Below are 12,523 nucleotides of genomic sequence, written 5' to 3'. Positions count from 1 at the left end.
GGCACGCGTGAATAGGGTGGCGGCGCGCACGGGCGTGCCGTCACAACCACAATCATGGAGACACTGACGATGGCCACGACCCTCGAAGCGCAGCCGACAAGCCCGGCCAGACCGGCCGCGATGCATCCGGACGAATGGCAGGCGCGCGTGCAGCTCGCCGCGTGCTACCGGATTTTCGATCTGCTCGGCTGGACCGAGATGATCTACAACCACATCACGCTGCGCGTGCCCGAAACCGTCAGCGGCGCCGAGCGCCACTTCCTGATCAACCCGTTCGGGCTGCACTACAGCGAAGTCACCGCGAGCAATCTGGTGAAGATCGATGCGCAGGGGCGGGTGCTCGACGGCTCGCCGTATCCGGTGAATCCGGCCGGCTTTGTCGTGCACGCGGCGATTCACGAAGGCTTGCCCGACGCGCACTGCGTGATGCATACGCACACCACAGCGGGCGTCGCGGTGGCCTGTCTCGAAGAGGGCCTGCAGCAGACCAACTTCTATAGCGCGCAGTTGCACGACCGGGTCGCGTATCACGACTTCGAAGGCATTACGATTCATGCGGAAGAGGGCCCGCGGCTGCTCGCGCATATCGGCGACAAACAGGCGGTGATCCTGCGCAACCACGGTCTGCTATCGTGGGGACGGACGTTGCCGCAGACCTTCGCGATTCTGTGGACGCTGAATCGCGCGTGCGAAATCCAGATGGCGACGTTTTCGATGGGGCGCGCGCGGCCGGTGCCGGAGGAGGTCGCGATCCGCTGCTCGCGCGACGCGTTGCAGTTCGACCCGCGCCACGGCGCCGGGCAGGACGTGTTCGATGCGCTGGTGCGGCGGGTCGACCGGATCGATGCGAGCTACCGGCAATGATTGAAGCCACGCATAAAAGAGCGCGACAATCAACGCTGCGATAAACACAGCAACAGGCAAGGATTCAGGCGATGAAAGTAGCGATCTACGGTGCCGGCTCGATCGGCGGCTGGATGGGAGTGAAGCTCGCGCAGGCGGGGCATCAGGTCAGCGTGGTCGCGCGCGGCGCGACGCTCGACGCGGTGCGCCAGCACGGTCTGCGGCTGATCGAAGGCGGCGTGATCTACGCCGAGCAGGTGAAGGCGAGCGACAAGCCGGCCGATCTCGGCGTGCAGGAACTGGTGGTAATCGCGGTGAAGGGCCCGGCGATGGCGGCGGTGGCCGCGCATATCAAACCGCTGCTCGGGCCCGAGACCATCGTGCTGACGGCGATGAACGGCGTGCCGTGGTGGTTCTGCGACGGCCTCGGCGGCGAGCTCGCCGGCCAGCGCCTGAAGACGATCGATCCCGACGGTGCGATCGCAGCCGCGATCCCGGCCGCGCAGACGGTCGGCTGCGTCGTGCATGCCAGTTGCCTGACCGACGCACCCGGCGTGATCCGACATCACCAGGGCAATGGGCTGATCGTCGGCGAGGCGTCGGGTAAGGCGAGCGAGCGTGTCGAGTTGCTTGCCGCGCTGCTGCAGGCGGCGGGCTTCCATGCGACGGCCTCCGCGCAGATCCAGCGCGACGTCTGGTTCAAGCTATGGGGCAACATGACGATGAACCCGGTCAGCGCGATCACCGGCGCAACGACCGACCGGATTCTCGGCGACGAACTCGTGCGCGGCTTCGTCACGCACATCATGCTGGAGGCAAAGGAAATCGGCGCGCGCTTCGGCATCCCGATCGACCAGGCGCCCGATGACCGTCACGCGGTCACGCTGAAGCTCGGCGCGATGAAGACGTCGATGCTGCAGGACGTGCAGGCCGGCAAGGCGGTCGAACTCGATGCGCTGGTCGGCGCGGTGCGCGAGCTTGGGCAACTGACGCGCGTGCCCACGCCTTATACGGATGCGTTGCTCGGGCTCGCGCGGCTGCATGCCAGTACGTTGGGCTTGTATCCGAAGCAGTGAGGTTGTTGTCGTAACGCGTTCGCTTCGAAGAAGGAAGAAATGCCGCGCGTTGATCGCGCGGCTTTTTTGTGGGCATTCGCAGAATAACAGGCTGCCTTCAAAACGCATCGAACGTCGCCGTTCTTTAGTCAGCGGTGTAACGACCGCCACGGGCACACGGGCAATTACGCGTCGCTGTGGCCGTCTGCAACTGGGAGACAGCGATGGGTATCAATGTAAATGGCCAACTGCTCGGCAGCGGAGTCGATCTGAATGCGGGCGACTCCGCGTTCTGGTGGGTGGGTCCGATGAACTACGGCGAAATCCTGTGGGCGGCAGCGATCCCCCTGTCGGGACCGCCGTGGGACAAGAACGTCGAAGTCCGCAACCTTTCCAACGATTGCGACGCCGAAGGCAATCGCGTGGTGCTGCTGGAAGTGCATAACAAGAGCGCAACCGACTATGCTTCCTACGGACTCTTCATTGCATGGACCGACGCAATTTGAACCTGGCCGCTGTGCATCCGCTCAATTCCATCGAACATGACGAGGAGTCCCCCATGAAGGTACATATCGAATACGATCAGCAAGGCAATATCAAAGCGATCGCCGTGCTGGCCAGCGGCGGCCAAAAGCGCGGGATGCTCAAGGCGAGCGCTGGCCACAGCATCGCCGAAGTCGATTTTCCCGACGGCAAGCATCCCGGCGATCTCGATCATTTGAAGGAGATTCGCCAGCGCTATCGCATCGAGCCGCATGGCGGCGGTCATCGGCTCGCGGAAAAATAATCCTCTTGCCACCGCCTCCTGGGAGGCGGTTTCTTTTGCCCGTGCTAAGCCGCGACGGCAGCCGGCAGCTTCGCCGCTTCGATCAACGACAACGCGCGCCGCGGGTCGTCGAGTTCGGTCAGACACAACAGCGCGAGGCGCGCCAGATACAGCGACGCCTGCGCTTCGCCTTCGTGGGTCAGCGTGTTGCACAGCGTCGTATAGACGAGGTCGAGATCGGAATCGGTCATGGTGTCGAGGGTCCTTGCGCGTTAGTTCTGCGGCGTCAGCGTGGCATCGAGCGCGTGCCGCACGGCGGCCGCGCTGCCGTTGCGCCAGCGCGCCAGCACGTGGCCGTCGGGGCGGATCAGATAGACGGTGCCGGGCTGTGCGTCGAGCATGTCGTGCAGGCGGCCGGTTGGATCGATCGCTCGAGGGCTGTTCGCCGATTGAGCTTCGGCCCTGACGATATCGATCAGGCTGAACGGAATGTCCTGGCTGGCTAGCATGCTTTGCAGTTGCTGCCACGACTCGCCGTCGTTCGCGTGGTCTGCGTCGAAGCGCAGCGCCGTGAAGCACGGTCCGAGCAGGTCGGTTAGGTGAATGCCGAGCCGTGCGCCATCTTGCGATTGTTTCAGCAGCCTGCACTCGGGCAGCACGGTGCCCGGCGCGGGGCCGCGATCGAATGCATCGGCCTTGTCGCCCACGAAGTTCAGCGGCGATTGCCGATACGCGATCGCATGCGTCTGGCGCGGATTGATCAGCGGCCGCACCGCCGCATGCTTTTCGGCGAGTCCGAGCACGGCCGTGCGCAGCAGATCGAACGCGAAGGTCGGCGGCGCCATGAATTCGGTGCTTTTCATGCCATAGCTCAGATTCTCGCGCGCCGCGTACACACGTTCGTCGCTATAGCTATCGAGCAGCGCTGGCGACGCGTTCCCATTGATCACGCAGCCGAGCTTCCAGCCGAGATTGTCGGCGTCGTCGATGCCGGAGTTCGCGCCGCGCACGCCGAAGATCGGCACCAGATGCGCAGCGTCGCCCGCGAACAGCACGTTGCCGTGCCGATAGCGTTCGAGCGTCAGCGCATTGGCCTTGTAGATCGTGATCCAGATCGGCGACCACGCGCCGGTTTCGCCCATCGAGTCGAGCAGGTTTTGCACGCGCGGCATCACGTTCTCTGGCAGCACGGCGGCGTCGGGGTCTTCGTCGTCGCGCAACTGATAGTCGATGCGCCACACGTTGTCGGGCTGCTTGTGCACCAGCACCGTCGAGCCCGGATTCGACGGCGGATCGAAATAAGCGAGGCGTTCTGTCGCGCGCGTGCTGTCGAGTTCGATATCGACGATCACGTAGCGGCCTTCGTAGGTCGTGCCGGTGAGCTTCAATCCGAGCAGGTCGCGGATCGTGCTGCGTCCGCCGTCGCAGGCGACGACCCACGCGGCGTCCATCTGCCAGACCGTGCCTTGCGAATCGGCAGATTCGGCGCTGCGCAGCGTCAAGGTCGCGCCGCCTTGCGGCCGTTGCGCGAGATCCGTCACACGCGTTTGCCAACGCACGTCGATCAGATCGGCGTGCCGTTCGATCTCGTCGAGCAGCAGTTGCTCGATCTGATACTGCGCGATATTGATCATCGGCGGCAGCGATTGCTCGTCGTCCTGATGCATCGCGAAGCGGAACACCTCGGTGTCGCGATAGAAGCTGCGCCCGCCGGTCCACGCCAGCCCCTTTTGCAGAAACCCCTCGACGACGCCGAGCCGCTTGAAGATTTCGAGGCTGCGTCGCGAGATGCAGATCGCGCGGCTGCCGGTGCAGACGCTGTCGTCGGCCTCGATCAGCACCGAGCGCACCCCCTGGCGCGCGAGCGCAATCGCGAGCGTCATGCCGACCGGACCGCCGCCGACGATCGCGACGGCGCGCGTTTGTGGATCGCGTCCGTTGACGAGCGGCGGCAGCGCGGCCGGATAACGGCGCGGCGCGAACGGATAGGGTTTGAACGGACGGGTCATGCGTGTCTCCGGTTTGCTTGCGTTATCGGCGCAGTATGCGGCAGCGTGCGTGCGCGGCTGTCCGCATTTTGGGTACGACGCCGCGACGCGAGCTGATCCCGTCCAGGCTTGCGTCAGTGGGCCTTCAGGAATTCGACGATCAGGCCTGCGATTTCCTGCGGTCGTATCGTTGATGCGCGTATGGTTTTCGAAGCCGTTGAGCTTCAACGTACCCAGGATATTGAAGCCGAGTTCTCCCAGCACGGATTTAAGGCAAGCCTCGACGGACCATGAGAATGGGATTCGAGCGAGGCTTAGCATAAGCCCTGAGCGGGGCGGGGCGGTGCGCGCTAGCCACAGCCGCAGATGGATGCTTGAAGCAAAAATCGCGGTCTTTCGACCTGGCCTGCTTCGGGCCAGCAGCCTCAGCCCGCGCTGGCCGTCTGCGATTGCTGCCGCATCGGCTGCCCGCTCGTCGCCGCGTGACATGCCTGGATCATCGCGCGGAACGTCGGCGACGCATGCAGCTCGCCGCCCGCATCGAGTTCGGCGCTGTCGTCCGGCGCGTCGCCGACGCCGACCACCAGCGTCGCGCGCGGCCGCCATTCGCGCGTGCGCCGCAGCATGTTGCGCAGATACGGCGGCGACTCGGGCGCGTCGAGCGACACGATGCAGATGATCGAGGTGTCCTTGAAGCTCGGCTCATCGGCGCGCGCGCTGCGATAGCCGGAGTGCGTCGCCATCAGCGGCGCGAAACCCTGGCGGTTCAGCAGTTGCACGGCGATGGCCGTCGTCACTTCGTCGAATGCGCCGCGGCCGGGCACGCACAACACCGCCGGCTTGCCCGCTTCGTCCGCCTGTGGCGAGCGCGACAGCGGATCGCTGCCGTAGCGCTCCGAAGCGCCCGCGCCCGGCGACGCCAGCTCCGGCGCCCCCGCAAGCAGCGCGTTACCCGCGTCAGCCGGTTCGGCAGGCGACAGCGTATCGCGCAGCCCGTCGGCGATTTCGAGGTTCTCGACGATATCGGCGAGCGCGTCGTTGATCCGCTGCAACTGCCCGGGCATCAGCACGCCGCGCTGCGCGTCGTTGCGCGCGAGCCGCAGGCCTTCGAGCGCGACCTTGTCGTAGTAGTCGATCAGCGACATCTCGCGCAGCAGCCGCTCGGCCTGCACGATCGCCTCGTGCGGATCGTCGGCGAGCAGGCGCTGATAGAAGTTCTGCGCGGGAGTCAGCGCGGGCTGATCGCCGAGCAGCACGGTCAGGAAGTTCAAGCGGTCCGCGTAGCGCCCGAGCGTGACGACGCACAGCGTGAGCGGCGTCGACAGCACGAGGCCGATCGGCCCCCACAGCCAGCTCCAGAAAATCGCCGCGACCACCACCGCGAGCGGCGACAGGCCCGAGCGATGACCGTACAGCAGCGGCTCGGCGATCTGCCCGGCGACCACGTCGACGACGATGAACAGGATCAGCGTGAGGACCGCCATCGTCCATTGCGGCTGGATCGCGGCCGCGAGAAATACCGCGAGGATCGCGGCGATCCAGATGCCGATGTACGGCACGAAGCGCAGCAAAGCGGCGATCACGCCGAACAGCAGCGCGCCCGGTACGCCGATGATCGCGAGCCCGATCGCGATGATGCCGCCCGCGCTCAGATTCACGCCGAGCTGCGCGACGAAATAGCGTGACAGGCGCCCGGCGGCGTCGTTGATCGCGGTAGTCGTGCGGTGCAGGTCGCGCGAGCCGAACAGGCTGATCAAACGGTCGCGCAAATCCTCACGTTGCAGCAGGATGAAGATCGTCACGACGAGCACGATGAAGGTCGTCTCGATCGGCGCGATGGCCGGCGTCAGCGCGCGCTGGGCGAGCTGCACCGGCGTCGGCGCGGGCTCGTGCACCTCAACCTGTTGCGGCACCTGCGGCGCGTTGCGCGCGGCGCGGCCGGTCGGGCGCGGCGGCGCGGGACGCGACGGCGCCATGCGCTGCAACGCGCTGGCAGCGCTGCTCATCAGCGAATCGGCGCGGCCCACGGTCTTTTCCTGCACGGTTTCGATCTTCTGCTCGATCGCTTCCTGGTACTGCGGCAGGGCGTTCGCGAGCTGCACGAGCTGCGCGCCGATCAGCGCGCCTATCGCGAGCAGCGACGCGAGAGCGAACAGCACCGCGATGAAGATGGACGGCAACTGGCCCATGTGCAGACGCCGCAGCATCTGCACGAGCGGCGCGAGCAGGAAGCTCAGCAGCACCGACAACGTGATCGGAATCAGCACCTCCCGCCCGAAGTACAGCGCGCACACGACCACCACGCCGGTGATTAGCGACACGAGGCCATGCAGGCCCGGCGTGCCCGGCGGATAAACGCGATTGGGGCGCCCATGCGGCGGCGGTAGCGATATTTTCATGTAAACACAATTCCGGTTGGGACGCGTTGACGACCGAGCGGAGCACTGGTCGTCCGCAAGACATATGCCCGAATTGTAGGCGGTTTGGTGGGACCAGGGCTCAGGCGCGGCTGCGCGGCGGGTCGCTCGATGAGCTCGAATCGTCAGCCTACATGCACCCGCAATATCTCCAGCAACTGCGAACTCACATACAGCAGCAAGCCGATAAATCCGCCGACGATCGTTCCATTGATGCGGATGTACTGCAGATCTTTGCCGATATTCATCTCGACCTGCCGTGACATCTCATGCGCGTCCCAGTTCTTCACGGTATCGCTGATATGGCGCGTCAGGAACTGCGCGAAGTCCGGCGCCATCGCGCGCGCGGCTTCTTCGAGGTGATCGTTCAGCGATTGCCGCAGCGCTGGGTCGCGCGCGAGTTCGCGGCCGACCCACGCGCCCATCGCGGCGACACGCGCATGCAGTGCCGAGTCGGTGCTTTGCAGATCGCGCTTGAGCCACGCGCGCAGTTCGCCCCACATGTCCTTCACATAGCTGCTGAAAGCCTCTCCTTCGACCAGATTGCGCTTCAGCGCTTCGCCCTGTTGCAGGAAAACCGGATCGGTCTTCAGCCGCACGATCAGCTTCTGCACCACCCGGTCGAACTTGTCGCGCAGCTCGTGCGTGGGGTTCTCGGCGATCTGTTCGAGCATACGGTTCGCGGCGCTCGCGATCGCCTCTGCTCCCTTGTCGCCGATCCACGCCGACGGCAGAAACTTCTCCATCGTCGGATACTCGCTTTTCACCCAATCGACGATGCGCGCGGCAATGAACTCGCGCGCCGGCGCCTCGCGCAGCACCGCGATCACCTGATCGATCGCGGTGTCGAGCAGTTCCTGATGACGGCCGTCGCGCGTCAGCGTGTCGAGGATCGCGCCGAGCGATTGCGACAGATCGACCTTCGCGAGCACGTCGCGCAAGCCGACCTTGATGAAGTTCTGGATGCGCGCGTCGTCGGCCACCTCGAGGATGCCGCCGGTGAGGCGCACCACGTAGTCGCCGAGACGCTCGGTGTTGGCCGATTCGCTGAGCCACGCGGTGATGGTCTGCGCGGGATCGTGACGGCGGATCAGACCGACCAGCGACGGCACGTCGAGAAACTTGTCCTGCACGAAGTGCGCGAGGTTGTCGGCGATCTTGTGCTTGTTGCGCGGGATGATCGCGGTGTGCGCCGACACGACCGGAATCGGCACGCGGCGAAACAGCGCCGCGACCGCGAACCAGTCGGCGAGCGCGCCGACCATCGCGGCCTCGGCGACGGCCTTGATGCCGTCGACCCACAAGCCGCGCGGCAGGAACGCGGTGACGACGAAAACGCAGGCGGCCGCAAGCAGCAGCAGTAAAGGCGTGCGCTTGGCCTTCTTCAGTTCGGTGGTCTTGTCCATCGGGCGCGGTTGATCGTGTCGGGCGGCGGGCGGCTGAAAGGTGGCGCGGCAGCCGGTTCGGTTGCAATGATGCGGTACGGCCCGCGCACGCGTCCAGCCTGGATGCGCGCGCGCAATACGCGCCGGGGCTTCGGCAAGGTAACATTCGCGGTTGGGCTCGTCGTCGTGCCGTACGCAAGACGACGCAACGCAATCGCAATGGAGGCACAGTGATCAGGTTTCTGCACACCGCGGATTGGCAGATCGGCACGCAGTTCGGCCAGTTCGAAGCGGACGAGGCCGCGCATCTCGCGCAGGCGCGCTTCGACACGGTGCGCCGCATCGCCGAAGAAGCGGCCGCGCGCAACGTCGACGCGGTGCTCGTCGCGGGCGACGTGTTCGATCTGCAGACGGTGTCGGACACCGTGATCCGGCGTTTGTTCGCCGCGCTGCAAGCGTTTTCCGGAACGTGGATCATGCTGCCGGGCAATCACGACGCGGCGCTGGTCGAAAGCGTGTGGACTCGCGCGCAGCGGCTCAATTGCGTGCCGCCGAACGTGCGCGTCGTGCTCGAAACCGGCGTCGTGCTACTCGACGCGTGCCGTTGCGCGCTGCTGTGCGCGCCGCTCACGCAGCGCATCACCTACGACGACACCACCGCATTCTTCGATTCCACCGAGACGCCGCCCGGCTATCACCGCGTGGGGCTCGCGCATGGCAGCGTCGGCGGCATCCTGCAGGAGGGCATCGATTCGTCGAACCCGATCGCGCCGACGCGCGCCGTGAGCGCGCGGCTCGACTATCTGGCGCTCGGCGACTGGCACGGCCATCTGCGTGTCGACGCACGCACGTGGTACGCGGGCACACACGAACAGGACCGCTTCCGCGCGAACGAGCCGGGCTTCGTGCTCGACGTCACGATCAGCGAGCCGGGCGCGATGCCGCAGGTCGACGCGGTGCGAGTCGGGCAATACCGGTGGCATCGCTGGGACGAGACGATTTCGGTGCCGACCGATATCGACGCACTGAAAGCCCGCCTCGCCGAACTCGGCGCGAATGACGTGCTGCGCATCGAGGTCGGTGGCACGGCGGCACTCGCCGATGCCGAGGCGCTGCATGTCGCGGTCGAGGAGGCTCGCGCCCGGGTGCGCGCGTTGCGTGCCGATCTGAGCAGCCTGCACGTGCTGCCCACCGCCGACGATCTCGCCGAACTCGGCGCGCAAAGCGGCTATCTCGCGAAGGTGGTGGCACGGCTGCGCGCCTTGCAGGAAGACGCGCAGGCCGATCCGCAACAGGCGCGGCGCGCGGCCGAAGCGTTGCTGCTGCTGGCGCGCTTTCAGCGCGAACAGTGGCACCGCGATTCCCATGCCGCACCACCCGCGCAGGCGCGCGATCGGCAACCTGAAGCGCCGCGTGAAGGAGCCTGCGCATGAAGCTGCAACGTATCGCGATTCAGGAATTCAGGCAGTTCGGCGGGCAGATCGTGATCGACGATCTGCAGCCCGGTCTCAACCTGTTCGTCGGCCCGAACGAGGCCGGCAAAAGCACGATTGCCGAAGCGGTGCGCACGGTGTTCCTCGAACGCTACAAGGCCTCCCATCTGAAGGACTTGTTGCCGTGGGGGCTCGCGAACGGGCAGCCGTCGGTCGAGGTCAGCTTCGAACTCGATGGTGTCGCGTGCCGTCTGTCGAAGCAGTTCGTGTCGCGTCAGCGCTGCGAGCTGAGAATCGGCCAGGCCGTGTATAGCGAGGACGAAGCCGAAGACAAGCTCGCCGCGCTGCTCGGCTTCTCGCGCGCGGCGCGCGGTCCGATGAAAGCCGAGAACGCCGGCGTGCCGGGTCTGTTGTGGGTGCAGCAAGGCGGCACGCAAGAGATGCGCGATTCGACCGGGCACGCGGCGCAGTATCTGCGCGACGCGCTCACGCAACTGTCCGGCGGCCGCGAAGCGGGCGGCGAGGACGCGCTGATCGCGGCCGTGCAGCGCGAGCTGCGGCAACTGCTGACCGCGCGCACGCAGAAGCCGACGGGGCCGCTTGCCGAGGCGGAGCAGAAGCTCGCCACGCTGATCGCGAGCCGCGACGAGCTGCGACAGCAGCGCCAGCAGTTCGACGACAACATTGCGCGCCTCGCCTCGCAACAGCAGGCATTCGACGACGCCGAGCGCCGGCGTCCGTGGGAGCTTCACGAGCAGAAGGCCGCGCTCGCGCAGCAACGTGCCGCGGCGGTCGAACAACTCGAACGCGGTCTCGAAGGGCTCGCGCAGTCGCTGAAGATCGGCGAGGCGGAACTCGCGTTGTCAGTGCAGCAGGAGCAGGGTGCGCTCGAACTGGAGGCGGCCATCGCGCGCGAACGCGAGCAGCTCGACGCGGCGCGCGCCGAAGTCGCGGCTGCGCAAACCGCGCATGCGCAGGCGCAAAGCCGCGTGGCGCAATTCGAGCAGGCAGCCGCCGAGGCGAACCGCGCGCTCGAACTCGCGAACGCGGCCGTGACCGCCGCCGACCTGCGCAGCCAGGTCGATTTCTATCGGGCGGAGAGCCAGCGGCTCGAAGCGTCGATCGGTGAGGCGGACAAGGCGAACGCGGCGGTGCTGCAGGCCGCGCGCGACGCGGCGGCGCTCGAACTCGACGACGCGCAGTTCAAGCGCCTCGTCACGCTCGACAGCGAATTGACCGTGCTGCGCGCGCGGACCGAAGCGGCGATGACGCGCATCGAGTACAGCTTGAACGGCGGGTTACGCGTCGGCGATCAGACGATCAGCGGCACAGGCGTGCTGCGTGTCGACGAAGAAAAGCGCATCGGCCTCGGCGAGCTCGGCGAATTGCGCGTGATTCCGGGCGTGTCCGATCTGTCCGCGCGATTGTCGGAGTTGGCGTCGCTCGAGGCGCAGCACGCGCAGTTGCTGCTCACGCTCGGCGTCGCGTCGGTGGGCGATGCGCAGGCGCGCTACGAGCAATGGAAAACGCTGGTCGCGCAACAGAAGAGCCAGACCGGGATACTCGCGGTCCATGCGCCGCAAGGCATCGATGCGTTGCGCGCGGCGCTGGCAGCGACGGCTGCGCGCTTGCAGACGTCGCGCGAGCGCCTTGCCGGTCTGCCCGACGTGTCGGCGGCGCCGCCGCTCGACGACGCGCGCCGCAATGCCGAAATCGCGCGCGACGCGTTGGAGGCCGCGCGCAAGGTGCTCGCGCAGGCGGCGGGCGCGCAATCCACCGGCGTCGCGAAGGCCGATTCGCTCACGGCGCAGCTGCAGCGTAAAGAAGCGCAGCTGAACGACGAAGCGTTCCGACGCAACCGCGCACAGTGGCAGACGCATATCGTCGAGCAGCGCGTGAAGGTCGATGTGCTGAAGAACCAGCGCGGCGAGCGCGAGCGCGAACTCGATGCGGCGCGTCTGGACGATCCCGTGGCGGAGGCAAAGCGCTATCGCGCATCGGCGGAACTCGCGCGCAACGAGCAGCATGAGCGTCAACTGCGGATCGCGGAGCTGCGTAGCCAGCTCGAAACGATGGGCGCATCGGGTCTCGGCGAACGGCTTGCCGTGCTCGAAGCGCAGGTCGAGCAGGCCACGCGCCGCAAGGACGAACTGAGCCTGCGCGCGAGCGCGCTGAGTCTGCTCGACGAAGTGCTGGTCGACGAACGCGACGCCGCGCTCGCGCAACTGCGCGCGCCGTTGACCGAGCGGCTCGGTCACTACCTGAAGCGGATTTTTCCGCAGTCGAGCCTCGCGCTCGGCGACGATCTGATTCCGGCGATGCTCGATCGCGACGGCCGAGCGGAACTGCTCGACGCGCTGAGCTTCGGTACGCGCGAACAGCTCGGCATCCTGACGCGACTCGCCTACGCGGACCTGTTGCAGGCCTCAGGCCGGCCGACTCTGCTGATGCTCGACGATGCCGCGGTCCACACCGATGCCGCGCGCCGCGACGCACTCAAACGCGTATTGATCGACGCGGCGACGCGGCATCAGATTCTGGTGTTCACGTGTCATCCGGAGTTGTGGGACGACCTGGGCGTCAGGCAGCGGGCGGTGCAGGATCTGAAGATGGCATGAGCGGAGCGGGCTGGCACC

At 66.4% G+C, this 12,523-nt stretch carries 10 protein-coding genes; 6 read left to right on the top strand and 4 right to left on the bottom strand.

All coding sequences use genetic code 11. The annotated features are described in order from the left end of the window. Nucleotides 1-69: 69 nt before the first annotated feature. From AB3X95_RS21335 to AB3X95_RS21320, 4 genes are all read left to right on the top strand, one after another. Nucleotides 70-864: a class II aldolase/adducin family protein gene (locus AB3X95_RS21335; RefSeq protein ID WP_176123780.1), complete on the top strand. Its 795-nt coding sequence runs from the start codon at nt 70-72 to the stop codon at nt 862-864. 71 nt (nt 865-935) lie between these two features. Beyond that, a complete protein-coding gene (locus tag AB3X95_RS21330; RefSeq protein ID WP_368622468.1) occupies nt 936-1,919 on the top strand; it encodes a 2-dehydropantoate 2-reductase in 984 nt (327 codons plus the stop codon). Between the two features lie 203 nt (nt 1,920-2,122). Beyond that, nucleotides 2,123-2,404 (top strand): hypothetical protein, encoded by a 282-nt coding sequence (locus AB3X95_RS21325; RefSeq protein ID WP_176106015.1) that lies wholly within the window; start codon nt 2,123-2,125, stop codon nt 2,402-2,404. A gap of 11 nt (nt 2,405-2,415) precedes the next feature. After that, nucleotides 2,416-2,685, top strand: a complete 270-nt coding sequence (locus tag AB3X95_RS21320; RefSeq protein ID WP_309235064.1) for a hypothetical protein — start codon at nt 2,416-2,418, stop codon at nt 2,683-2,685. 44 nt (nt 2,686-2,729) lie between these two features. On the opposite strand, the gene AB3X95_RS21315 is transcribed toward AB3X95_RS21320, so the two are convergent. The 4 genes from AB3X95_RS21315 to AB3X95_RS21300 all read right to left on the bottom strand — a co-directional run bounded on the left by AB3X95_RS21315 (nt 2,730) and on the right by AB3X95_RS21300 (nt 8,475). Beyond that, a complete protein-coding gene (locus AB3X95_RS21315; protein ID WP_013091772.1) occupies nt 2,730-2,915 on the bottom strand; it encodes a hypothetical protein in 186 nt (61 codons plus the stop codon). Between the two features lie 21 nt (nt 2,916-2,936). Then, a complete protein-coding gene (locus tag AB3X95_RS21310; protein ID WP_368622467.1) occupies nt 2,937-4,673 on the bottom strand; it encodes an FAD-dependent oxidoreductase in 1,737 nt (578 codons plus the stop codon). Nucleotides 4,674-5,077: 404 nt separating this feature from the next. Continuing rightward, nucleotides 5,078-7,051 (bottom strand): AI-2E family transporter, encoded by a 1,974-nt coding sequence (locus AB3X95_RS21305; RefSeq protein ID WP_368622466.1) that lies wholly within the window; start codon nt 7,049-7,051, stop codon nt 5,078-5,080. A 143-nt stretch (nt 7,052-7,194) separates the two neighbouring features. After that, entirely contained in the window at nt 7,195-8,475 is a 1,281-nt protein-coding gene (locus AB3X95_RS21300) for a DUF445 domain-containing protein (RefSeq protein ID WP_368622465.1), read from the bottom strand. Nucleotides 8,476-8,684: 209 nt separating this feature from the next. On the opposite strand from AB3X95_RS21300, the gene AB3X95_RS21295 reads away from it, so the two are divergent. After that, a complete protein-coding gene (locus AB3X95_RS21295) occupies nt 8,685-9,887 on the top strand; it encodes a DNA repair exonuclease (protein ID WP_176123785.1) in 1,203 nt (400 codons plus the stop codon). Beyond that, entirely contained in the window at nt 9,884-12,505 is a 2,622-nt protein-coding gene (locus AB3X95_RS21290) for an AAA family ATPase (RefSeq protein WP_368622464.1), read from the top strand. The genes AB3X95_RS21295 and AB3X95_RS21290 overlap by 4 nt, the downstream gene beginning before the upstream one ends. Nucleotides 12,506-12,523: the final 18 nt, after the last annotated feature.

The sequence above is a fragment of the Paraburkholderia sp. BR13444 genome, from assembly GCF_040948755.1.
Lineage (GTDB): Bacteria > Pseudomonadota > Gammaproteobacteria > Burkholderiales > Burkholderiaceae > Paraburkholderia > Paraburkholderia youngii.
The sequence above is the reverse complement of the archived record's forward strand: the minus strand, read 5'-3'. Positions and strand labels throughout refer to the sequence as shown.